Annotated in this window: 20 protein-coding genes and 1 CRISPR repeat array; of the genes, 12 read left to right on the top strand and 8 right to left on the bottom strand. The window is 62.5% G+C overall.

All coding sequences use genetic code 11. The annotated features are described in order from the left end of the window. Positions 1-1,266, bottom strand: a 1,266-nt coding sequence (tnpC, locus tag CKO42_RS23285; protein ID WP_200249920.1) for an IS66 family transposase, incomplete at its 3' end; no start/stop codon positions are given. Positions 1,267-1,456: 190 nt separating this feature from the next. Continuing rightward, positions 1,457-2,991: a CRISPR direct-repeat array (repeat unit 28 nt; unit sequence GTTCACTGCCGCATAGGCAGCTCAGAAA). Between the two features lie 131 nt (positions 2,992-3,122). On the opposite strand from tnpC, the gene CKO42_RS23280 reads away from it, so the two are divergent. From CKO42_RS23280 to CKO42_RS23270, 3 genes are all read left to right on the top strand, one after another. After that, entirely contained in the window at positions 3,123-4,481 is a 1,359-nt protein-coding gene (locus CKO42_RS23280) for an IS701 family transposase (RefSeq protein WP_200249912.1), read from the top strand. A 148-nt stretch (positions 4,482-4,629) separates the two neighbouring features. Further along, the gene (locus CKO42_RS23275) at positions 4,630-5,334 is read left to right on the top strand and encodes a Hint domain-containing protein (protein WP_200249936.1); all 705 of its coding nucleotides are present in this window, start codon (positions 4,630-4,632) and stop codon (positions 5,332-5,334) included. A gap of 25 nt (positions 5,335-5,359) precedes the next feature. Beyond that, the gene (locus CKO42_RS23270; RefSeq protein ID WP_200249910.1) at positions 5,360-7,837 is read left to right on the top strand and encodes a tetratricopeptide repeat protein; all 2,478 of its coding nucleotides are present in this window, start codon (positions 5,360-5,362) and stop codon (positions 7,835-7,837) included. Positions 7,838-8,947: 1,110 nt separating this feature from the next. Here CKO42_RS23270 and CKO42_RS23265 read toward each other — a convergent pair. Then, the gene (locus CKO42_RS23265; protein WP_200249902.1) at positions 8,948-9,322 is read right to left on the bottom strand and encodes a DUF5615 family PIN-like protein; all 375 of its coding nucleotides are present in this window, start codon (positions 9,320-9,322) and stop codon (positions 8,948-8,950) included. Next, positions 9,322-9,549, bottom strand: a complete 228-nt coding sequence (locus tag CKO42_RS23260; RefSeq protein WP_200249894.1) for a DUF433 domain-containing protein — start codon at positions 9,547-9,549, stop codon at positions 9,322-9,324. Before CKO42_RS23260 ends, CKO42_RS23265 begins: the two co-directional genes overlap by 1 nt. Between CKO42_RS23260 and CKO42_RS23255 the strand changes: the two genes are divergently transcribed. The 7 genes from CKO42_RS23255 to CKO42_RS23225 all read left to right on the top strand — a co-directional run bounded on the left by CKO42_RS23255 (position 9,548) and on the right by CKO42_RS23225 (position 17,153). Continuing rightward, complete coding sequence (locus CKO42_RS23255; RefSeq protein ID WP_200249892.1) at positions 9,548-9,802, top strand: hypothetical protein; 255 nt, start codon at positions 9,548-9,550, stop codon at positions 9,800-9,802. The two genes, CKO42_RS23260 and CKO42_RS23255, sit on opposite strands and share 2 nt — an antisense overlap. Positions 9,803-10,698: 896 nt before the next feature. Further along, a complete protein-coding gene (locus CKO42_RS23250) occupies positions 10,699-11,643 on the top strand; it encodes a response regulator transcription factor (protein ID WP_200249890.1) in 945 nt (314 codons plus the stop codon). Positions 11,644-11,824: 181 nt separating this feature from the next. Beyond that, a complete protein-coding gene (locus CKO42_RS23245; protein WP_207148809.1) occupies positions 11,825-14,455 on the top strand; it encodes an ATP-binding protein in 2,631 nt (876 codons plus the stop codon). A gap of 170 nt (positions 14,456-14,625) precedes the next feature. Beyond that, positions 14,626-14,907 (top strand): CopG family ribbon-helix-helix protein, encoded by a 282-nt coding sequence (locus tag CKO42_RS23240; protein WP_242479645.1) that lies wholly within the window; start codon positions 14,626-14,628, stop codon positions 14,905-14,907. Next, entirely contained in the window at positions 14,907-15,182 is a 276-nt protein-coding gene (locus CKO42_RS23235) for a type II toxin-antitoxin system RelE/ParE family toxin (protein WP_200249925.1), read from the top strand. Before CKO42_RS23240 ends, CKO42_RS23235 begins: the two co-directional genes overlap by 1 nt. 146 nt (positions 15,183-15,328) lie before the next feature. Continuing rightward, on the top strand, positions 15,329-16,678 hold the full coding sequence (gene pmbA / locus CKO42_RS23230; RefSeq protein ID WP_200249879.1) for a metalloprotease PmbA: 1,350 nt from the start codon (positions 15,329-15,331) through the stop codon (positions 16,676-16,678). A gap of 202 nt (positions 16,679-16,880) precedes the next feature. Beyond that, positions 16,881-17,153 (top strand): hypothetical protein, encoded by a 273-nt coding sequence (locus CKO42_RS23225; RefSeq protein WP_200249876.1) that lies wholly within the window; start codon positions 16,881-16,883, stop codon positions 17,151-17,153. Between the two features lie 102 nt (positions 17,154-17,255). Here the strand turns inward: CKO42_RS23225 and CKO42_RS23220 are convergent, their stop codons facing one another. Beyond that, entirely contained in the window at positions 17,256-17,645 is a 390-nt protein-coding gene (locus CKO42_RS23220; protein WP_200249873.1) for a hypothetical protein, read from the bottom strand. Between the two features lie 238 nt (positions 17,646-17,883). Here CKO42_RS23220 and CKO42_RS23215 point away from each other — a divergent pair, with 238 nt between their 5' ends. Beyond that, positions 17,884-19,308: an ABC1 kinase family protein gene (locus tag CKO42_RS23215; protein WP_200249864.1), complete on the top strand. Its 1,425-nt coding sequence runs from the start codon at positions 17,884-17,886 to the stop codon at positions 19,306-19,308. A 199-nt stretch (positions 19,309-19,507) separates the two neighbouring features. Then, a complete protein-coding gene (locus CKO42_RS23210; RefSeq protein WP_200249862.1) occupies positions 19,508-20,710 on the top strand; it encodes a TsoY family (seleno)protein in 1,203 nt (400 codons plus the stop codon). A 60-nt stretch (positions 20,711-20,770) separates the two neighbouring features. Here the strand turns inward: CKO42_RS23210 and CKO42_RS23205 are convergent, their stop codons facing one another. The 4 genes from CKO42_RS23205 to CKO42_RS23190 form a co-directional block, all read right to left on the bottom strand. Continuing rightward, positions 20,771-21,067 carry a hypothetical protein gene (locus tag CKO42_RS23205; protein ID WP_242479643.1) on the bottom strand — a complete coding sequence of 99 codons (297 nt, stop codon included), beginning with the start codon at positions 21,065-21,067 and terminating at the stop codon, positions 20,771-20,773. 17 nt (positions 21,068-21,084) lie between these two features. Further along, the gene (locus CKO42_RS23200; protein WP_242479642.1) at positions 21,085-21,285 is read right to left on the bottom strand and encodes an addiction module protein; all 201 of its coding nucleotides are present in this window, start codon (positions 21,283-21,285) and stop codon (positions 21,085-21,087) included. Positions 21,286-21,421: 136 nt separating this feature from the next. After that, entirely contained in the window at positions 21,422-22,714 is a 1,293-nt protein-coding gene (locus CKO42_RS23195) for a RuBisCO large subunit C-terminal-like domain-containing protein (RefSeq protein WP_200249848.1), read from the bottom strand. Positions 22,715-22,720: 6 nt separating this feature from the next. After that, positions 22,721-23,158, bottom strand: a complete 438-nt coding sequence (locus tag CKO42_RS23190; RefSeq protein ID WP_200249846.1) for a secondary thiamine-phosphate synthase enzyme YjbQ — start codon at positions 23,156-23,158, stop codon at positions 22,721-22,723. Between the last annotated feature and the right edge of the window lie 178 nt (positions 23,159-23,336).

Raw genomic sequence — 23,336 nt, 5'->3', positions numbered from 1 at the left:
AGCGACATTGTTCGTTGGGTCCATGCCGGGTGTGGTGATGAACGCAAAATACGCCTCGGCATGCTGGCGAAAGCGCTTGGCCATGTTCTGCGCCTCGCGCCGGCGTTCTTTGCCCTTGGCATCGATCAGGCTCGGCGCCTCATCACGACCAATACGAATGATATCGGCCTTCGCCTGCTCGAGCGCCGCGCGAAACGCCGTCTCGGGGAGCACCTCATGCTGATGGATGACGTGAAACAGCGCCTTGAGCGCACCGAGCAGCCGCTTGCCGTAGAGTCGGGTGGGCAGATCCGGCAAGGTGGTCAAGAACTTCACATCGCGAATCAGATGCGCGATGCAGAACTGCACGTTGACCCCGACGTCCTTCATGAACTTGCGATAGGCCGAGAAATAGTCACAGCCCAACGTGCCCTCGAACTCCTCACCCAAGACCTCGATCAAGACCTGTGAGCCACGGGACTTGTCGATGCGAAACAGCACATAGAGCTCCGCCTTGAAGACCCAGGTCCAGAACCGATCGCCGTTGTCCTTGTGGCCGGTCTCATCGACATTGAGCGTCGTCTCCAGCGGGATGCGCTCGAGCAACTCGGTGTAGGGTCGCTCCAGCGACCGGCTGACCTTGGTGATGAGCTTGGCCAGATAGCCACGCGAGACCGTCTCGCCGACGACGTCGCGGAGGAACTTGCGGATGGTCGAAAACGAGGCATGGCAGACGTTCTTCAGGTAGGCGACCAACGCCGTCAGGCGTGCCTTGAACAGGCCCTCCTTGCGCACCGTCTCGGGCAGCTCGGCATAATGGACCTCGCCACAGCCCTCGCACCAATAGGCATAGGCGCGATGCTCCTCGCGGATGACGACAACCTCTTGGATCTCGCTCTGCTGGGTGATGCGCGGCGGGACATCGTCGAGCCAGAGGAGGTCGTGGCCAGCGCAGTGCGGACAGGTGGCACCGTGGTGCTCATGGATCTTGGAGAGCGTCTCGGGCGGAGACGGCGGGCGGCTGTGTTTCGGATGCCCGGGTTGGCCGCCGATGCGGTTGCCCTTGCCCTCAGCGGTGTTCTTGGGGCCTTTTTTCGGCTTGGTGAGGTCATCGGAGGACGGGCGTTTGCTGGACGTCGAAGAGTTCTTCTCCCGCTGGGCGAGCTTGCGCTGCAGTGCCTCGATCTCCTGCTGAGCGCTCTGCGCCTGCGCAGCGAGCGCACACAGGCGCTCGATAACCGCCTGCTCTCCGGCCGCATAGATCGCTTGTGCCTGCTCAGGTGTCATCGCACCGTGTGATCAACCTGAGCGCGGGCGAACAGCGCCGGCCTTGTACCGCGTGCATGATCGGATGCATGCGCCAACATTAACCGGATCTCGACTCTGAGTCTAGGACCAAAAGGGTCAGCTACTTCGGGTTCAAGAGGCCGTGAACGGTTACGAAAATCCTAAGCCGTCTTTACTGCTCCAAGCTCAAGTTCACTGCCGCATAGGCAGCTCAGAAAGTGATCAGCGGCTAGCCTGCTCTCTTTCTTCTGTTCACTGCCGCATAGGCAGCTCAGAAACCCTGGATGAGTGGACGGTTCTAGCTCCGATTGTTCACTGCCGCATAGGCAGCTCAGAAAGTCGCGATCTCTTCCCCGACAAGTCTGGATCGCGTTCACTGCCGCATAGGCAGCTCAGAAAGCCGTGGAAAGAATTATCGTAGTGCGTAGAGAGTTCACTGCCGCATAGGCAGCTCAGAAAAGTCTGGCAAGGCAGATGTGGGGGATTGGTTGGTTCACTGCCGCATAGGCAGCTCAGAAAGTGTCGGGCGGTCTAGGGCGGCACCGTTAGCCGTTCACTGCCGCATAGGCAGCTCAGAAAATCCGATGAATACAGTCACGCCGAAGCCGATAGTTCACCGCCGCATAGGCAGCTCAGAAAATTTCATAGCTCGCTGTGCCGCCCTATGCCGCGTTCACTGCCGCATAGGCAGCTCAGAAACGCGCGGGGCGCGGTCTCGCCCTCACTCACTTGTTCACTGCCGCATAGGCAGCTCAGAAATGAGATGGACCGTCATTGCAAGGAATGCACTGGTTCACTGCCGCATAGGCAGCTCAGAAATCAAGCCGGTCAGCGTAATCTCGCTCAAGCAGGTTCACTGCCGCATAGGCAGCTCAGAAAAATCCGGTTGCTCCCGCGCGGGTATGCCACCTGTTCACTGCCGCATAGGCAGCTCAGAAAAGCACGCCATATTCGTCGGTCACATCGCTGGAGTTCACTGCCGCATAGGCAGCTCAGAAATGGGCGGGGGCTGGGGCTGGGGAATCATTCTCGGCCTAGTTCACTGCCGCATAGGCAGCTCAGAAATGGCGTAGCTCTTTCATTCTGAGGGTTTTAACGTTCACTGCCGCATAGGCAGCTCAGAAATCGTCAATTACAAAGAATGCACCAGGATGATCGTTCACTGCCGCATAGGCAGCTCAGAAAATCTTCACTGCTCCGCGCTCGAAGCCGTGGCGGTTCACTGCCGCATAGGCAGCTCAGAAAATCAAAAGAAAAGCCTGAACGACAAAGAACTAGTTCACTGCCGCATAGGCAGCTCAGAAAGCCATCGGAACCGCTGAGCAGACCATCGGGGGGTTCACTGCCGCATAGGCAGCTCAGAAATCACAGTCTAAATGGCAGGATCCTGCATTAGCGTTCACTGCCGCATAGGCAGCTCAGAAAACATCATCGGAGCCCGAGGCGGCGGGGCTGATGTTCACTGCCGCATAGGCAGCTCAGAAATCACTGAACACCCGCGGGGACGCAACATCACCGTTCACTGCCGCATAGGCAGCTCAGAAATCACTGAACACCCGCGGGGACGCAACATCACCGTTCACTGCCGCATAGGCAGCTCAGAAAAGCTGACGGCGACCGCTCCGCCCATGCCGCCCGTTCACTGCCGCATAGGCAGCTCAGAAATCAAAGCGGTTGGCCTGCACATCAACGGCGGCGTTCACTGCCGCATAGGCAGCTCAGAAAAATTACGCCCTGGGCCGCCTCAGCGCCGAAGAGTTCACTGCCGCATAGTACTACTTTGTTATCTTGCTCTATGCATCTGATATAGTTATCATTTTCCAGGCGACTCGTGACAAATAGATTCTGGACGTTTCATGGTCATACCCAAAAGCCTTGCGCGGCAAGATCCCTTGCGCTCGCTCAAAGAAAATCTGGCGTTTCACATTGAAGAATATTACCACCACTTTCAGACAGCGACGTCAGCGAACCATGAACTCGGCGAGGCGTATATCCGGGGTCTGTTTAAGACCGAAGCGAGCTGGCGCAACATGGAACGGATGAACGAGGAGTTGCAGATGTCCGGCGACGGTTACCAGCGTCTGCAGCAGTTCATTTCCGACTCCCCTTGGTCTGCCAGTGCGTTAATCAGTGATCTGGCCGTGAAGACCTCCGCATTCTACGCCAGCCAACCGAGCTATCAGCGCCGGGACGTCGGTTATATCCTCGATGAGTCGGCGCACCTCAAGAAAGGCAAACAGTCCGTCGGCGTGGCCCGACAATATGCCGGCGTCATCGGTAAGGTGGAGAACTGCCAGGTCGGGGTGTATGCCAGTTTGGTGTGGAACACCCACAGCACCCTGATCAACACCCGGCTGTTTCTACCCGAGGCCTGGGCCGATGACCCCGCGCGCTGCGACAAGGTGGGCATTCCCACCGATCAGCGCACCTTCAAGACCAAGCTTGAACTCGCCCGCGAGATGGTCCAAGCCGATCTCGATGCGGGCGTTGAGTTTGACTGGGTCGGTGGTGATGGATTCTACGGTCATGGACTGGAACTCGGCCAAGCGCTGGACGAGATGGGGTTAAGCTTCCTGCTCGATGTCCACTGCAATCAGCAGATCTACCCCTTCGAGCCCCAGTTGCGGGTGCCGGAGCGCACCTCGACACGCGGTGCTGCGCCCACGAAACGGCGCGCCGACGTCGAGGCGCTGCGCGTCGATGCCTACGCCCAGCAACTGCTGCCCTGCCAGTGGCAAACCGTCACCGTGCGCGACGGCACCAAAGGTCCGCTTAAGCTGGAGATGCACGTGAGGCGCGTCTGGCTCTGGGACGGCGAGGCCGAGACCCCGACCCAGCGCACCCTGGTGATCAGTCGCCGGCTCACCGACAACAAGCTCAAATACTCGTTGAGCAACGACGACGCCATCACCATACCCATTGAGCGGTTTGCCTATCGCCAGGCCCAGCGCTATTGGGTCGAGCGCGCGTTTCAGGAAGCCAAAAGCGAGCTGGGGATGTCCGACTACCAAGTCAGAAAGTGGACGGCGTGGCATCATCATATGGCGCTGGTCATGCTGGCCTTGTCGTTTCTGGTGAAAGAGCGTATTCAGCAAAAAGCGTCTTGCCCACTGTTGAGTGCACGGGACATCCGTTTGCTGATCATCGCCATGCTCCTCAATGATCCTGATGCCGTTAATCAGCGCATCGCACAGATGGACATCCGGCATGCATAACGACGTAAAGATATCGAAAGATATTACCGAGAAAATGATCCTGACAGCGCGAATGATACTGGTTGAGTCAGGGGGCTCGGAATTAATCTAACAAAGTAGTACTAGTACTAGTCTTCATTACCTTCCATTTAACTCTGAAACTGCCGATATCAGTAGCACTTACTCGACTGTAATATCCAACGGCGCCACGACCGGTAAAGCTACCCCCAATGCTACTGACGTCGCCAACTGTTTCCTCGCCGGCACCCAAATCCGCACCCCACACGGCGAGGTCGCCATCGAAACCCTCAGCATCGGCGACCTGATCCTGACCACCGCCGGGGAAGCCGTTCCGATTCGCTGGATCGGCCGCCAAACGGTCAACAACGCCATCGTTAATCATCCGCTGCCCGAAGGCCGCGAGCCGGTACTCATCGAAGCCGGCACCTTGGGCGATAACCTGCCCCATAGCGACCTCTACCGCAGCGCCGACCACGGGCTGATCTGGGAGGGGCTGGTGGTCAATGCCGGTGCCATGGTCAACGGCGCCAGCATCCGCTACGTCCCGCGCGACGAGCTGCCCAAGGAGTTCACCTACTACCATGTGGAGACCGAGCGCCACGACGAGCTCTATGCCAATGGCGCCCCGGCCGAGACCTTCATCGACTACATCGGGCGCAAGGCCTTCGATAACTATCAGGAGTATCTCGACCGCTACGGCTGCGACCGCTTGATTCCGGAGATGAAGCGCCCGCGCATCTCCGCCCAGCGGCTGCTGCCCCAGTCATTGCGCGCCAAGCTCGGCATTCCGGCCTATGGCGAAGGCTTCGAGGAGGAGTATCAGAGCCTGCTCGAGCGTTTCCGCGCCGCCTGAGCCTGGGGTGGCCGCGCAGAGGCCCATGTCCGCCGTTCCCGCGCGAGCGGACCTTCTTAAACCAGTCGATGCGGCCTTGAAGCGCGGCGACCCCGCCGCTGCGCTCTCGCACCTGGCTGAAGCCCAGCAGCACTATCCCGACGACCTCGCCCTCAAGATCAAACAGGCCAGCCTGCTGCGCACGGCCCAGCGCCTGCATGAGAGCCAGGCCCTATTGCAGCACCTGCGCGAGGCGCATCCGGATCACCCGCAACTGCTTCACGAGAGCGCTACCACCGCGCGCGTGCTTGGTGATCTGGACGCCAGCGATGCCCTCCTCGATCGCCTGCTCGCCGCTCAGCCGCAGCATCGCGGCGCGCTACTGGCGCGTGTCGATAACGCCAATACCCGTGGCGACCCAATCGCTGCGTTGGAGCACCTGGCCGGCGTCCTGGCGCACTATCCCGACGACCTCGCCCTCAAGATCAAACAGGCCAGCCTGTTGCGCACGGCCCAGCGCTTCCAAGAAAGCCAGGCCCTATTGCAGCACCTGCGCGAGGCGCATCCGGATCACCCGCAACTGCTGCACGAGAGCGCTACCACCGCGCGCGTGCTTGGTGATCTGGACGCCAGCGATGCCCTCCTCGATCGCCTGCTCGCCGCTCAGCCACGGCATCGCGGCGGGCTCATTGCGCGGGTCGACAATGCCAACATGAGCGGTGACAGGATTCTGTTACGGTCCCTCACCGATGGGGCGCTAGCCAACTTGTCCGGCACCGACACGGCCCCGAATCTGACTGACATCCAGCTCTGCCTGCGCTACTTGACCCATACCAGTCCGGCGCTTGAGCCCGAGCGCTGGGCCGCGCATTGCCACGCCGTCGGTCGCCATCTTCGCCAACTCGGCGCCGGTGAGCTCTGGAACTTCTATCGGCTCTGCGATGCCTATGGCGAGCAATTGCTTGCTGAAGCGGCAATGGAACGGTTGCTCGACCTTAAGCAAGTGCCCTATGGCACCGCCATAGCGCTGGCTCAGCACCTGCATAGTCTTGATGATCCAACGCTGTTGCAGGCCTTGGTAGAGCGGCTGCGCAACCGCGTCCCGCCGCAATTCGCGGCTGCTTTCGATCTGGAGACACAGGCGCTGCTGCGGGGGGTCGCCCACGCGCTCCAGCATCGCCGGCGTGAAGCCCCGGCCACGCGCGAAATGCTACTCGCGCTGTCGCGATTGTTGATCCAGCTCGGTCGCCTTGCGCTCGCTACCCGTTTCCTCGGTCGGGCCTCGCGTGCTAGACCTTGGGACCAAGGGCTCCTCAGTGGCTATATCGCCAGCCTTATTTCTGCCGGAGAAGCCCCGCAAGCAAAACGACTACTGGTCTGCCAACGGCCTCTCGCCGAACAGGCATCAACCCAGCAAAGGCAAGTGCTGTTGCAGGTGTTAACCGAACTTGGCGAGCATGAAGCGGCTGAGCAACTTGTCGATGAACTGCTCAACACACCCACTGGCACGGGCTTGCTCGAGCAGAAACTCAAGTTCCTCGCCCGTCGCGGCGACATTGATGGCGCGCGCACGCTGCTCGCGACGCCTCGTTTCGCGATTCCGAGCGCCATGCAGCAACGGCATCGCTTGCAATTCAGCCCCTCACTGGTCGGCGCGGAGCTGACCGAGCTGGAGATGGCCCATGCCGGTGGCTGCGCCGACCCCGACTCCGCGCAGCGGGTGGTGAGCGATGGCCAATATCTGTATCCGGCGATTGCGACGATTCAGACGTGGATTGGTCACAGTCGCGCGATCGCCGCTCAGATCGGCCCGTCCGCCCAGCCGATCCCGAGCCGCGTCATGCAGTACTGGAACGAGCCAGAGCCGCCGCCGGATATCGTCGCACTGATGCAAAGCTGGCAACATCAGCGCGGTACCGAGTATCAGAGCTTCAACCGTCGGACCGCGATGGCGTTCCTGCGGGAACACCTGGACATCAGCTGGCTGCGCGCCTTCACCGCCGCGCGCCACCCCGCCGAAGAAAGCGACTACTTTCGGCTCTGCTACCTGATGGTGCGCGGTGGCATCTATGCCGATACCGACGACCGCTTGCTCGGTAACGTCGATCAGCTCATCGCCGGGCAAAGCGGTCTGGTGGTCTTCACCGAGCCCTATGGCGCCATCGGCAACAATCTCATCATGGCCTCGCCAGGCCACCCCATGATCATCCGCGCCGCGATTCAGGCCAAGCAGGGGCTGCTGCATCGTGACAATGACGGCACCTGGAGCAAGACCGGACCGGGACTGCTGACCCGCGCCATCGCCGAGGGCCTGGAACTGGCGCAGCGTGAACAGCAGGCGCCAGACCTTACCATTAAGGCCAGCTATCTGGTCAGGAGACTCGTTCAGACCCATGTTCCGCTGCAGTACAAGAAGACGACCCGCTATTGGAACAATCAGCGCATCCTGGGGCATTTGGCTGGAGTGAAGAAGACGTTGCTCCAGGCGATCGATGGCCCTGACCACAGCGACGTGGCCCATTAAGCTTCTGAAGTTCTGGGTGTTGCGGTAGGCATCAACTCGCGGACATCGAACGCCGCCCTACCCCCTCGACGAAGACACGTGGGTATTCCGACGGAACGTGACCGCTTGTTGAATCGCGCACGTACTGGGGTAGAAATCGTCGAGCAATCGGTCACGATCAGTCAACTGACGGCGTGATGTCGCTGATGGTCGTCACCTCCTTAGAGAAACCGGTGAGAAACCGGGGACGGTGCGGCCTGGCAAGGTCGCGTGTTCTAGCGGGTGCGAGTCCCGCCTGGGTAATCTTGCGCCGCGAGCCCAGTATCGAGCCTTGCGGCGCGTCTGGTAACAGGCGCGTCGATGCGTAGGCACGAAAGCAGGCCAGGTGCAAAGGTAACGGGTGATGCCGACCCTGAAGGTGTTGAGCCCCGAAAATTTTGGTTGGTGAGTGCCGACGGTTTCGTCCCGCCGGTAGGCAACAATCCGTGTCGCGCTCTGGCGAGCGGCACGGATACTCCCCGGGGTCAGAGACCGTATCGAGCCTGACATTGAGAAGACGCGGTAACCAGGGAGATCCGCGCATCGGTCCGCAGGAAGTGGGCACCCGCGAACAAGTGTAAAAGCGAGGACGCGGGCGGTGATGCGTGGAAGTCGGAGCCACCCATACGAGCTGTGACGCCCGGTAATGCGGGTCGAGCAAAGGGGTGGCGGCCCGGGACAACGCGCGGGTGAAACACGGCCCTACACCGAGAGGATTCTCCGTGAGAACCATGCTCGCGCGTTTCACGCCGTTGGCGTGCCCGCCCATTGGGCGTTGCGCGGAACGCTCGGTGCTGCGGCGGAAGCCGCACGCGCGGAGTCGACAGGGCGCTGGGCTCGCTCCCCTGTTCCACGGCGGAAGACTCGGGCCGGGAGCCGGATGGTGTAACACTCCAAGTCCGGTTCTGCGAGGAGTCGGGCGCCGAATCGTCGCATGGCGGAGATATTGTGGCACCGCCGGGAAACCAGGCGGCAAACAGAGAAAACAAACTTCTGCCTAAACGACGGCAAGGCCCCGGCTTACTCTCCTACCACGATAAAGGCGCCGCCGGCCGGCAGAGCCGGCCCATGCGGGCGCCGATAAGTCCCATCTCATCCAGGCGGCTGCGATCGAGCGCCAAGCACCATCCCCTCTCGTGACAGCTCGATATAGCAGCTTGTTGCGCTGCAACAAGCTGCAATGCTCGACCAGGAGGCTTCGACGATCGCGATAACTTCGGTATTCGAAAGGTTACCGAGTATCAGGCGCACCATGCGTGCCGGGGTGCCCCTCAAGAAATGGCTGTCGCGGAAATCACCATCCTTGGTGATGAGCAGCATGTCGTTCTTGTCGACGAATGCCGAGATGGCAGAGTCCGTGGTCTCCGAGCCGTCCAAGATGCGGTTCACATGCGTGGCGTCGACGCCGAGTTCGCGCAACCGGTTGACCAGACGATAGGAGATATGGACATCGCAGAGGACGCGCATCAGGCGACTTGGCGCACCGGCTCGCCAGAGACGAGAAGACGCGCATAGTGCAGGCTGGCGATGATGTCCTCAGGCTCCAATTCCGGGTGATCGGCAACAATCTCATCGATCTGCATCCCGGATGACACCATGTCAAGAATCACCTCCACCGGCCATCGCATGTGGCGGACACAGGGCTTGCCGTGGCAGATATCAGGGTCGACGGTAATGCGGCTGAGGTCTGGCATGTTCGTCCTCGTTAGAAGGCTGTCTCCCACCAGAATATGCCCGTCTAAAGACGGCGGCAAATTATTCCAGAATTCCAGCGACAGCGCGGTTGGAAGCGTTTACGCGGTGGTCGTTTCCGTGCTCGACGCACCCGTATTCGATAACGAACCGGAGAGCGGCAGCACCTATTTTCGCGATCCGCTCAACCTGGTGTTGGGCGTGATCTGGGAGCGCGACCCCAGGGCGCGGCGATTTCGTCACCTTCCACTTTGACGGTAGACGGTTCGAACCCTGGGTCGGTTGAGCGGACAGCCGGAGCACGAGCGTGGCTGTACTCGCTCCTGCGGGAGGCGGCGGTTACCAGGCGCGCAGATCGAACTCTACGTCGGGCGTGGACTGGCCGAAGAGGTCACAGTCCGGCACCGGCTTGAGGGCATTTGCCCCCGGCACGCGGGTTGCGGGCGGGGCGATCGTCGGCGTAAGTGGCAAACAAGACGATCTTTGAAATGTCCGCTCTTGGTTGCATTGCCGTCATCGTCGTTCGAAGGGCAGGTGTCTCCTTCGGGTCGAGAACGGACCCTTCCGCCACCTCTCGCCCGGTGCCGCAGTGCGGAAAGATCGGCGGAAGTCAGGTGAGTGCCGCATAGGCAGCTCAGAAAAGCCCGGTTGCGCTGAAGCGCGCGACCTCGGCGTTCACTGCCGCATAGGCAGCTCTGAAATTTACCCATGTTGGCGCCAAATCGCCGGAAGGACGGATTCGGAAACCCGACTAACCCCTCAGTGAGAACTAAGAGGCCCTCTGAGCGCGAGTTCATCCCCCGCATACGCGGGGAACACCTGTCAAGCCATGCGATGGCCCGCGCGGATCATTGAGCGCGAATTCCCGGGTCTCCGGGTTTTCCAGCCAGACATAGGCGCGCTCCAATTTTTTAAATCCAATCTATACTATTGGCCGGTTCACAGGCTTGGATTGCCCGAGCGCCGATCGTGCATCCATCGAAAAAAGCCTGGAATCGGGTCGGAGGGAAACACATGTTGTGCTCTCTCGCCTGTCAGAGCGGAATGCATGCTCGATCGAACCGATTGTAGTGCCACTCTAGACACGGATGCTTCTCGGCAGGACGCCAAGCTTCGCAGCAGTCCCTCAAACGATCGAGTCGAAACCACGCATGCTACAAAAGACCGAACTGCAGACCGACGGCCGACGCAACGCTGGCCAACACGTCTCGGCGATTGTCGAGAACGCGACCCTACCGACGCCCAAGCCGTGGCCAGATCCCGCGACACAGCCCTGGGAACGGACGGTTGATCCCGCGCATCTGCTGGTGGTTGACGATGAGATCGACAGCCTGGAACTCGTTATCGCCCATCTGCGGGACTATGACTTCGCTGTCAGCACCGCGCAGGACGGCGCAGAGGCCCTCGCCGCAGCCGGCGAGCATCGGCCGGACCTGATCCTGCTAGACGTGTCCTTGCCTGGGCTCAACGGCTTCGAGGTCTTGCGGCGCCTGAAGCAGATACCCGCAACCAGCGCCATCCCGGTGCTGATGGTGACCGGCTATGGGGACACTGAGCACAAGGTGCGCTGCTTCGAGCTTGGTGCCGCCGATTACCTCGTCAAGCCCGTCGCGGAGGCGGAGCTGCACGCCCGGGTGACGGCCCAACTGCAACAGGCTCGCTTGCAGCAAGCCTTGTCGGCTCGACTGCGCGGCTATGAGCAACGCTTCGGCCCTTTGGATGAGCCTGAGCCCGGTGTCGCCGGTGAGAAAGGCATGCGCGCAGACGTGGCTTTACTGATGAATGCCCGGCAGATCCTGCGCGAACGGCTCGCTGAGCCGCCCTCCCTGACGGAACTGGCGCGCCTTGTCGGCACCAATCAGCCCCGATTGTCGAAGGGCTTCCGAACCCTGTTCGGCACCACCGTCTCCGGCTTCGTGCGCGAGTGCAGGCTGCGTCGCGCGCGCGAGATGCTTGCCGAGACCCAGCTGCCTGTTAAGAGCATCGCGCTGGAAGTGGGCTACCGCAGCACCAGCGACTTGACGCGCGCCGTCAAGGGCCATTGGGGTCTGACGCCGACGGCCCTGCGCCAACGGTTACGCACGGCACCGAACTGATGCAATGCCCGCGGCACCCACATCCGGCGTCTGGCCGACCCGCTGTCCTGACCGCCTGCTCCGCCTGCTTTTGCTGATACTGCTGGTCACCCTGGCCGCGCCCGCCTGGCCGGCTCTGGCAGCCTCTCTGCCGGAGATCGTTATCACCGACACGACGGACTTGCCGCGCCAGGTCGGGCGCTTGGAGCTGCTGCGCGACCCCACCCGCAGCCTCGATCTTGCCGACGTGCGCGCAGCGGACATCGCACAGGGCTTCACGCTGGCACCTCCAGGAATTCCGAACCTGGGAATCACCCAAGACGCCGTATGGGCGCGCTTTGCGGTGCGCAACGCCACCGATGAGGCGCTGCCGTTGCTGCTCGTGCTTGCCGAGCCGCGCACGGCGCAGGTCGCGTTCTGGGCGCTCGACAAGGCCGGCAAGCTCATCGCGAAGCGCCGCGACGGGCGCTTCGCGGACCCGGCCGAGCGCGACCGCTCACACCGCTGGTTCCTGTTTGATCTGTCCCTGCCGGCGGGGCAGACAGCCGACGTCTATGTCCGTGTGCGCACCGACATGGGCCTGTTGCTCGACCTGCGCTTGAGCGACCGCGCACACCTGGCCGCCGCCGACCGCGCCAGCTATGGCTGGCTCGCGCTCTATTTCGGCGCCCTGCTGTTCATGCTCGCCTACAACCTGCTGCTGCTCCTGCAGCTGCGCGAAGGAACCTATTTCTGGCTCTGCGCCGTCATCATCGGCACCACATTCTGGGTGGCCGACCGCGAGGGGCTGCTGACCACACTCACCTGGCGACTGTGGCCGGACGCATGGTCCGGCAACCAGTTGGGCGTGGCCATGGCGCTCATCGGTATCTTCATGTTCCCGGTGGGCTTTCTGCGCCTGCGCGAACACGCACCGCGCCTGCGCTGGATGCATCTCGCGCTCGCGACGCCGATGGTTTGCGTGCCCTTGCTGTACCGCCTGAGCCCGACGACCGCCTATGGAATCGCCCAAGGCATCGCCCTGCTGGGAGGGGTCGCCATGCTTGCCACCGGCGTCCTCGCGCTGCGCTGGCAGCGGCGCGCGGCGGCGCAGTACCTGAGCGCCTGGTCGCCGCTGCTGGTTGCCATCCTGCTGATCGTGTTGACCAACTATGGCATCACGCCGGGGCTCTCTGAGGTCTGGTTACTGTCCTACTTCGCAGTCCTGCTCATGCTGCTGCTGCTCTCGGTGGCCCAGGCCGATCGCGTCAACGAGCTGCGCCGGCAGGCCGAGCGCGCGCGGGCAGCGCTGGCGCAAAACGAAACCCGGCTCACCGAGCTGGTAGACGCGCGCACTCGCGAGCTGGCCACGGCACGCGACCGCGCCGAGGCGGCGAGCCGCGCCAAGACCCAGTTCCTCGCCAGCATGAGCCATGACCTGCGCACGCCGCTGAACGCGGTCCTAGGCGGGGCGGAGCTGCTGCGGCGCTCACCGCAGCTCGGCAGCGAAGAATTGGCGCAATGCGGCCTCATCCAACGCGGCGGCCGCCACCTGCTGCGCCTGATCGAAGATCTGCTCGACATCGCCCGCATCGAGCACGACCGCCTGCGCCCGGTGATCAGCAATGTCGCCCTGCGGCCTTTACTGGAAGACCTCGCCACCCATGCCCGTCACCAGGCCGAGGCCAAGGGCCTGGGCTTCGGTGTGCAGTTCGCGCCGGACCTGCCGGAGCAGATGCGCACCGACGGCCGCCGCCTGCGCCAAGTGCTGCAGAACCTGCTGGACAACGCCGTCAAGTACACCGATGCAGGCGACGTCGGCTTCAGCGCTGCGCTCGATCCCGCGGCACCGGTGTGCGAGGACGGTGACACCCGGTGGCTGTTGTTCAAGGTGACCGACACCGGCCGCGGCATCGCGCCGGCGGACCGCGAGCGCCTGTTCGCACCCTTCGAGCAGCTCCAGCAGACGGTCTCCGGCAGCGGGCTGGGCCTGGCCATCTGCCGCGAGCTAGCGGCCGTGCTCGGCGGCACACTGATGCTGGAGAGCAGGCCGGGGCGCGGCAGCCGCTTCAGCTTCCGGTTGCCGGCGCAGCCGGTGACGCAGTTATCGGACAGCGACACGCCCGCAGCGGGCCAAGCGCCCATCGTCGGCTATACCGGCCCCCGGCGACACATCCTGGTCATCGACGACAGCGAGGTCAATCGGCTCCTGATGGCCGGGCAGTTGCGTGGGCTGGGCTTCGCCGTCGACACGGCTGAAGGCGCCGAGGCGGCGTTGGCGATTGCCAACCAACACCCACCGGACCTGGTGATGGCAGACCTGCGCATGCCGGGCACCTGCGGCTATGCCGCCGTTTGGCAGCTGCGCGAGGCACGCGGCCGCCCGAGCCTGCCGGCCGTTGCCGCGTCTGCCTCACCGCTGCCAGAGCCCGGAGACGCGGCAGCACTGGGCTTCGCGGCGTTTCTGCTGAAGCCCATCGAGCAGGGCCCCCTGTGTGCCGTGCTCGGCGACTGTCTGGGGCTCACCTGGGTGCGGGGAGACAGCACCTCCGCGCAGGTTGCGCCAGCCGCATCGGCACCAGGTACGGCCCCTGCCAAGCTAGCACCAGCGGCGGAGCCATCAACCGCGTCACCGCTGCAGCCACCGGCTATCGAGCTCGAGGTCGGACGCGAGCTCGCCGAGCGGCGCGACTGGACCAGCCTGCGTGAGTGGTGCGAAGAGCTTGGGGATGCTTTCCCGGAGTGCGACGACTTTGCGCAGCGCCTGCGCGAACTGCTGCACGAGATCAAAGCCGGCCCGGGCGCGGACGCCGCGGCCGGCGCGCTGCAGCGGATGCTGGCGGATCGGGACTAGCGCGGCGCGCAATCTCCAACGCCTCCCGCCTTGAGCAACGCCTCCCGACATCTCCGCATCGCTCGGAAATTGTAAAGCAGGCGCTCGAACAAGGGCGAGACAGGACGCAGCCTGAACGCCGCTGACTGAAGCGCATCGAGAGCGCTATGATTCATGCTGATTGAATTTGATTGGAGATCGCCATGTCCACCGCGCAGACCAAAGTGCTGACGGCCCATGTTCCGCAACCACTAGCCGAAAAGGTCGATCAACTGGCCAACCGTCTGGAACGATCACGGGGCTGGATCATCAAGCAAGCGCTTGCCGCCTGGATCGAACAAGAAGAGGAGCGGAGCCGCTTGACGCGCGAAGCATTGGAGGATGTCGATGTTGGCCTCGTAATCGACCACCAGGCCGTGCAGGTCTGGGCCGACAGCCTGGGGACATCGGCGCCGCAGCCGCTTCCGCGTTGATGGACCTGAAGTGGACGAGCAAGGGCTTGTCTGATCTGGCCCGGCTCTTTGCGTTTCTGGCGCCGGTAAACCCGGCGGCTGCCGCGCGTGTTGTCCAGTCCCTGACAGCCGCGCCGGTTGGGTTTCAGGTCAATCCACGCATTGGTGAGCGCCTCGACGAATTCGATCCGCGAGAGGTTCGCAGCATCCTGGTGGGTCGCTATGAAATGCGCTACGAAATCCAGGACGGCGTCATCTACATCCTGCGTATCTGGCATACACGCGAGAAACGGTGAAGCGTTTTCGGCCGATGGCACCGAGACGTTGCGGATTTCACCAACGATCGCAACATCACGGGGATTATGTTGCAATCTTTGGTCTAACGATCACAGCCTGCATCAGGCAACACTCACATTCAGCAAGTAGCACTAGACATCACATCATGGCGAATTTGGCCACCGCGGATAGCGGCACACAGATCCAACGGCTCGAAGCAGCGATCGACCATCTCCTCAGCGAGGCTAAGCGCTGCGGTGCGAGCGCGGCCGAGGCTGGCGTCAGCGCCAGCACCGGGCTTGAGGTGGCGGTGCGCATGGGCGAGATCGAGACCGTCGAGCACACTCGCGATCACGGGCTCGGCATCACCGTTTACTTCGGCAAGCGCAAGGGTTCGGCGAGCACGTCTGACCTGAGCTCCGCGGCGATCAGCGATGCCGTTGCGCAGGCCTGTAGCATCGCCAAGTACACGCAGGAAGACCCCTGCGCCGGCCTGGCACCAGCGGAGCTGATGGCGACCGAGATTCCATCGCTCGACCTTGAGCATCCCTGGGGCATCAGCGTCGAGGACGCGGTGCGCCTGGCGACCGACTGCGAAGACGCCGCGCGCGCTCATGATGCGCGCATCGTCAATTCTGAAGGCGCCAGTCTTAGCACGCATGCTGGGCTCAAGGTCTACGGCAACAGTCATGGCTTCGTCGGCGGCTATCCGAGCACCCGTCATGGCCTCAGCGTGGCCGTGGTCGGCAAGGTCGGCGACGATATGCAGCGGGACTATTGGTGGACCTCGGCGCGCGCGCCGGAGGATCTGGAATCAGCCGAAAGTGTTGGCCGCCGGGCCGCTGAGCGCACCGTGGAGCGCCTCGGTGCGCGGCGACTCGGCACCCGGCGCGCGCCGGTGCTCTTCCGCGCCGAGCAGGCAGCCGGGCTGCTGCGTCACCTGTGTGGCGCGATCAATGGCTCCAGCCTCTACCGCAAGATGAGCTTCCTGCTCGATCAGCTTGGCGAGCCGATCTTTCCGGACTTCGTGCAGCTGAGCGAGGACCCGTTGCGCCTGCGCGGTCTTGCTAGCGCGCCCTTCGATGGCGATGGCGTAGCGACGGCACCGAAAGACCTCCTGCGCGACGGCGTGCTGCAGACCTACCTGCTCGATCACTACTCGGCCTGTCGGCTCGGCATGACGACGACCGCCAATGCCGGCGGTGTGCGCAACATGAGCGTCGGCATGAGCGAGCGCGATCGACCTGCGATGCTGCGCGAGCTGGGCACCGGGCTGTTTGTGACCGACCTGATGGGCCAGGGCGTGAACAATGTCACTGGCGATTATTCGCGCGGCGCCACCGGCTTTTGGGTCGAGAATGGCGAGATCCAGTATCCGGTCGAGGAGATCACCATCGCCGGTAATCTCAAGGACATGTTCAAAGGGCTGGTGGCCATCGGCAACGATTGTGACTTTATCGGCAGCACCACGACGGGGTCTTGGCTGCTCGAGGAGATGACCATTGCTGGCGAGTGAACAGCGGCGACGTCTGCATCCGCGTCTGCGCATCCGCGTCTGCGCATCCGCGTCAGCCTCGGCGCGCCACTGCCCGGCCAGGACATGAGGTCGAGGTGCCTTACCGCTCGACGCGACGGACGCAAGATGACGGCAAACACCAAGCCCAGAGGCTTGCAGTGTCTCGAAACCTGAACCAGTGACGACGACAGGTTAAAGAACCATGATCGACCCGAGTCAAGCCATCGAGCAGACCATCGCCATCATCGAGGCCGCTCCGGAATCGGCTGCCGCCCTCACGCTCTATGCCTTGGTGACGACCCTGGAATACGACCGCGCCGGCCGTCTGTTCAAGCTCAGCAAGCTCGGCGATCTATCCGCTGAGCAGCGGCAGATCGCCTACGGGCTGATGGAGCGCTCGGTCGTCGAAGGCATCGGTGATCCGGCCTGGGCCGAGGCCAAGGCGCGCATCGACCGTGCCATTCGTGGGGTCTGAACCAGTCTGAGGCCTGCTTTTTAACGTGAACCTCGTTAACCTGAACCTCGCGCGATTCATCTGCCGGGGTGGCGCCGCGTCATCAACGTCAGGATGAGCCATTCAGTGCCGACGCGGCGTGATCTGCACCGGATGCTGCTTGATATAGCCCTGGTCGAAATCAAGCTCGATCGCGAAGCCACCCTCCTCCTCGCGCAGCTTGACCTGCTTGAGCTCCGGCAGCCGCACCGCAAGCCAGGTGGTCATCGCCGCCACCTGGGCCTCATCGTTGGTGACGATCGCGTTGGCTAGATTCGCGGCCACGAACTGCGCCTTCTGCGCCAACGCTGGCATCTGGATGCGCTGACCATCGATATCGATGCCCTCCGCCTCCATCTTCCGATCCATCTTGTCGAGGTAAGCGCCTTGATAGTCAGGGAGCGCTTTAGTGCGGTCGTACTCGATCTGAGCCACGCCATTCAGCAGAACGGCCATCATCGTACTCATACTCATCGGGGCGGGATTCCTCTGTGCTTGCAGGTGTTGGCCGATAGGTGGCGAACAGGCCCATAGGCCGAGTTGAGAATTGCGGCAGCTGGACTGATCAGGTTCGCACTAGCAGATCAGACTCTGCAGATCAGACTCTGCGATCTGTCATCTACAACCGATGATGGGCGCTGTTAGGCTTGTGCATTAATTGTCGAGCACCCACTACGACAACTCTCGACTGCGACCAAACATGAGGCCATTCATGGCGAGCAAAACATCGACAACCGGACTTGCAGTTCCAAGCAAGCGCTTGAGCCGCCTCTGGCACATGGGGCGCGCAACCACTGATTTCGCCGCTGGCATTGGCCTGCGCGGCATGATCGACATGGCGCGCAGCCGCGAGGGCGATGGTCAGCGCATCCGCCTGAGTCCAGCGGCAACCGAACGCCTGACCAACCGCCTTGCCCGCATGCGCGGCGCAGTGATGAAGATGGGGCAGCTGATGTCGATGGATGGCTCCGACGTCTTCACGCCCGAGGCCGCCGAGATCATGGCCACCTTACGCGATCGCGCCGAGCCGATGCCACTGAGCCAGCTCAACCGCGTGCTGACCGCCGAGTTGGGTAAGGACTGGAACAAGCAGTTCAAGCGCTTCGAGTTCCAGCCCATTGCCGCCGCCTCAATCGGTCAGGTACATCGCGCCGAGACCCGCGACGGCCGCCGCTTGGCGCTCAAGGTTCAATTCCCCGGCGTGCGCGAGAGCATCGACAGCGACATCGCCAATCTCGGCTTTCTGAGCAGCAATTTCGGCATGATGCCGGAGGGCTTCGATCCGAAGCCGATGCTTGAAGAAGCGCGGCTGCAGCTGCATCAGGAGGCCGACTACGAGGCCGAGGCAGCCTCTCTGCAGGCCTATCGCGCGCTGATCGGCGATGATCCTGACTTCCTGGTGCCCGCCGTGCATGAGGATCTCTCGACCTCACGCGTGCTGGCGATGGACTTTGCCAACGGCGTCTCGATCGACCAGCTGACCGCCAGCCAATACAGCCGCAGCGAGCGCAACCGGGTTGCGACCTTGATGTCGCGGCTGATGATCCGCGAGCTGTTCGACTTTGCCTTGATGCAGACCGACCCGAACTTCGGCAACTTCCTCTACGACGCCGAGTCGCGCCGCATCGTGCTGCTCGACTTCGGCGCCACCCGAGCAGTGCCACCAGCGCTGATCGACGGCTATCGAGTGCTGGCCCGTGCGACGATCGCCAATGACCGAGCCGGCATACGGCAGGGTGCCATTGCACTCGGCTATATCGGCGACGAGATCCCCGCCGAGCAGGCCGCCCGCCTGATCGATCTGGTCAGTCTCTCCAGCGAGATCATCACCAGCGATGGCCCCTACGATTTTGGCAGCTCGACCCTGTTCGAGCGGGTCTTCGCGCGTGGCCGCGATATGTTCCAAGACAAGCAGTTCAGCCACATGCCGGAACCGGCGACCATGTTCCTGCAGCGCAAGTTCGCCGGCATCTTCATGCTCTGCCGTCGTCTGCGGGCTGAGGTGGATCTGCGCGCGATGCTCGAGCCTTACCTGCTCGACACCAGAGTGCTAGGCACGCTGACTGATCCGAGCCAAGCAACCCGCTCGGACATCGCCAACGCCGCTGATCAGGTTAGCCCGGCGACGCTCGCCTAAACCTCTCACCTGCCATGCGGCCTGATCGGGCTAGCTCGTCAGGCTAGCCGATCAACCTGGCCCGCCAGACTGGCCGCTGGTCCGTCAGCCTTGTGCATTGCTGGCGCCTAGGGCGATGGCTGCGGTTGCGGTCTATCAATGAGATTATTAGAAGATACTTATATTCTGCCCGATATTCCTTCTCAATCGGAGCAGTACCATGACTGAGACACCTCAGCAGGGGTATCATCCTCTTTACTTTCTCGCCGCCCTCGGTGCGGGCGGGCTGACCGTCACCTTCTATCTCTACTTCATGTTTCTGGTCTCGCACCCGAACACGCCGGTGGTGACCGCCGATCATCTGATCAACCTCTGGGCGACAGGCGCCAATTGGATACGCCCGCTGATCATCCTCGGCATCGCCGGCATGCTCGCCATGGCCGTCATGCACATCCGGCTGCTGATCTGGAATCTGGTGCAGTACCGACGCTGGCGCAACACGACCGATCTGGCTCAGATCGAGGCGCGCAACAAGGATGTCGCCTTCATGGCCATTCCGCTCACCCTGACCATGACCATCAATGTGCTGTTCGCGGTCGGCGCCGCCACCATCCCCGGTCTCTGGAGCATTGCCGAGTACCTGTTCCCGGGCGTGCTGGTGGTGCTGATCATCATCGGCGCCGTCGCCCTGCGCATGTATGGAAACTACCTCTCACGACTGGTCATGACCGGCTCGTTCGACTTCATCGGCAACGCCAACCTGAGCCAGATGATGCCGATCTTTGCCTTCGCGATGATCGCCGTGGCCTTCGCCGCACCGGGTGCAATGAGTCAGAATCAGCTCATCAATGCTATCGGGCTGTTCTTCGCGATCTTCTTCCTCAGCCTCTCGGCACTGCTTGGCTTCGTCAAGCTAGTGGTTGGCGTCAATGCCATGCTCCGCCATGGGCTCACTGCCAGCGCCTCGCCTAGCCTCTGGATCTTGATCCCGATCCTGACCCTGTCCGGGATCACGTTGGTGCGGCTGATCATGGGCCTGCAGCATGGGTTCGACCTGACGGTGCCGAAGCCGGCGCTGTTCGTGCTGACCTCGATCATCCTCTCGCTCGAGATCCTGTTCGGCCTGCTCGGCTACGTGGTGATGCAGCGGCTCGGCTACTTCCGCGATTATCTGCGCGGCGAGCAAAAGAGCCCTGGCGCCTATAGCCTGATCTGCCCAGGCGTGGCCTTCTTCGTCTTCGGCTGGTTCTGGATCATGTTCGGGCTGGTGGGCAACGGCCTCGTCACGCCGCTGACGCCGGCGTTCTTCGTGCTGATGCTGCCGCTGATCCTGGTGCAGTGGAAGAGTCTTGAGACCTTGCTCAAGCTCAACCGAAAGCTGTTGCGGAAACCTGCGCAGCCACTCGCGGTTAAGGCGAGCTGATACGACTGGGAGATTGTCCAGTTCGGTCGGCGTCCGCTGGGCGCCGACGCGGTCTTCGTCTCAGAGGCGATCTCGTCCCCGCCAGTACCCTGGCTTGCGCGCCTGGTGAGCGATTGCGACGACGATGCACTCGTCGCCGCGCTCGATCACAACAACATCATAAGGAAACCGTCGAAGCATCAACCGCATGGCTCCACGAGCGCCCGCTTCGGCAGGCATTGGCGAAAGCGGTGTCCCTTCATCTTCAAGCAGATCCAGGGCTGCCTCAACAGCAGCGGCAAATTCCGCTCCAAGCCCGGAGCGCTCACGCTCATACCAGGCAGCTGCTGCACTCGCTTCCGCTGCAGCCGCCTCCAAGATCTTGACGCGGCGCATCAATCCCTCGCGAGCCTTGACTGCATTCTCTTCTGAAAGGCCGCGCGGTCCAAAAGCTCCACCCGACCATCATCAACGTCATTGATCCGATGCACGATCTCTTGATCCCAAGCCTCGACCACCGCGACCGGATGATCTTCAGCCCCGTCGAGGCTCTTAATCAGTTCGTGAGCTAAAGTGGCCCGATCGGCCAGAGACAAGCCGAGCGCTTCAGAGCGGAGTCGCCCTAGTAATCCAGTCGCCATGACACCCCCGAAAATGGCTCTATGATTTGTGTTCGACACTCGCATCGACAGACGTTACTCGTCCACCGAAGTACCCGTTAACGAGAGACACTCACTCAAAGGCACCGATTGCCGCGGCCAGCTCCGGATGCTGAGCGGCATGCTCAGCGAGCGGTATGCCAGCGGCGATCGCCTCCCAGGCCTGGCGCAGGCTCGCCGCTCCGCCGCGCGGTCCCATCGGATGGCTGAACACCCCGCGCCCGGGCACGAAGCCGAAATCGGCATTGCCGACATGCTCATGCACGCCCGGCAGGGTCACCGCCGAATCACTGCCACCTGGCACCGGGAGACAGGGCTTGATCGGCCCCATCGGCTCGACGCAGGCCGCAATGCATTCCAGCACCTCATCCTCCGCTGTCATCATGCGTGGGCCGAACCCGGGCATGATCACCACATCGAAGCCGGCCAGACGCTGCAGCTTGGTCCAGACCCTTGTATGCACGCCGAAATAAGGCAGCCGGCTCGAGGCGGCGATCAACGGGAAGTGCGCCACCAGCGGCACCTGCGCCTGCTTGCGCAGCATGCGCACCGCGCTCAAGCCGGTCGGCAGGGCATTGACCATCACCGCGTTGGCGCCGTTCGCAACCACAAGATCTTGCAGCGGCAGCAGCCGATCGACCTCATCGGTGATGTTGGCGAGATAGACCTTGCGCTCGCCGGTCTCTTGCTCGGCTCGCTGGCGCGCGGCGCCGAGCAGGGCCGAGCGGCGTGCGATCGGTGACCAGTCCGGGTCGGCCAGCATCTCGTCGTCCTTAGCGATATCGAGCCCGCCAAGCCAGCCCTGATAGCCAAGCTCGGCAAAGGGCTCGGGGTCCAAGCCGATGTTGGGCTTGATCACCCCGAAGAAGAAAGGCCGGTTGTGAATCTGCCAGCGTTCACGCAACCCAACGAGCCCGAACTGCGGCCCCTCGAATGCAGCTAGAAAGCTGTCCGGAAACTGGATATCCAGCAGCTTGATCAACGGCACATCGGGGGCAAAGAAGGGGCCTTCGCCAAGGATCGCGCTGAGCAGATTCGGGATGCGCGGGCCAAAGTTCGCATGCGGATGGGCGATGCGCACCCGGCAGACGCTGACCGGACCCTCGACCGGCGGGCGGAGCGGATAGCTGGTGCCGGACAGCTCGGTCTCGACCTCCAGATCCAGCACCTTGGCCGCGAAGCGTGGGCGATAGTCTTCGTCGACATCGACCCGGCGCCATTGCGCGGTCGACTGCTCGCTGCACAGATGCGCCGCGGCGACACGCGGATCACCACTGCACTCGATGCGGTAGTCGAGGATCAGATGCGCCTCGGCATCGAGTGTCGATGCATCGCTGTAGAAACCGTCGATATCAGCAGCTCTCATGTTTACTCAATCCCCCGCGGCCTGGCCAAGGAACTGTAGGGTCACGGCACGCTCCGGTCGTGGTCCGTCCAGCTCGACGAAGAACACCGACTGCCAGCCACCGAGCAACAGCTCGCCATCGGCGATCGGGATGGTCTCGGAGGCATTGGTGAACAGCGCCATTAGATGCGCGTGCGCGTTGTCGCGATCATCGACCGGCGCCAGGTTGTGCAGGTAATCGCCATCGCGCGGCACAAGGCGCTTGAGGAAGGTCACCATATCGCGCTGCAGCTGGGTCTCGCGCTCATTCAGGCAGATCGCGGCCGTGGTATGGCGCGAGAGCAGGGTCACCAATCCATTGCGCACACCACTGCGCGCGCAGCATTCGCGCAGCTGTTCGGTGATGTCGATGAGTTGGATCGGCGCCGTCGTCTGCAGCGTGATGGTGTCTAGGCGTATCAGCATAGGGATGGTTCTCTGCGCGCTTCAGGATACAAAATCGTCATCGTGGCTGCGGGTAGAGTAGAGAGCAGGCATCCCGCGCCCGTAGACCCGGCCTATCTGTTTCCGCCCCTTTCGTTTGGCGGTGCCTCAATAGCCGAATCCTAGTCATGGGATACCAGCCCTCCCTCATCAAACCGTG

The organism is Lamprobacter modestohalophilus, from assembly GCF_016583905.1.
Lineage (GTDB): Bacteria > Pseudomonadota > Gammaproteobacteria > Chromatiales > Chromatiaceae > Lamprobacter > Lamprobacter modestohalophilus.
The sequence above is the reverse complement of the archived record's forward strand: the minus strand, read 5'-3'. Positions and strand labels throughout refer to the sequence as shown.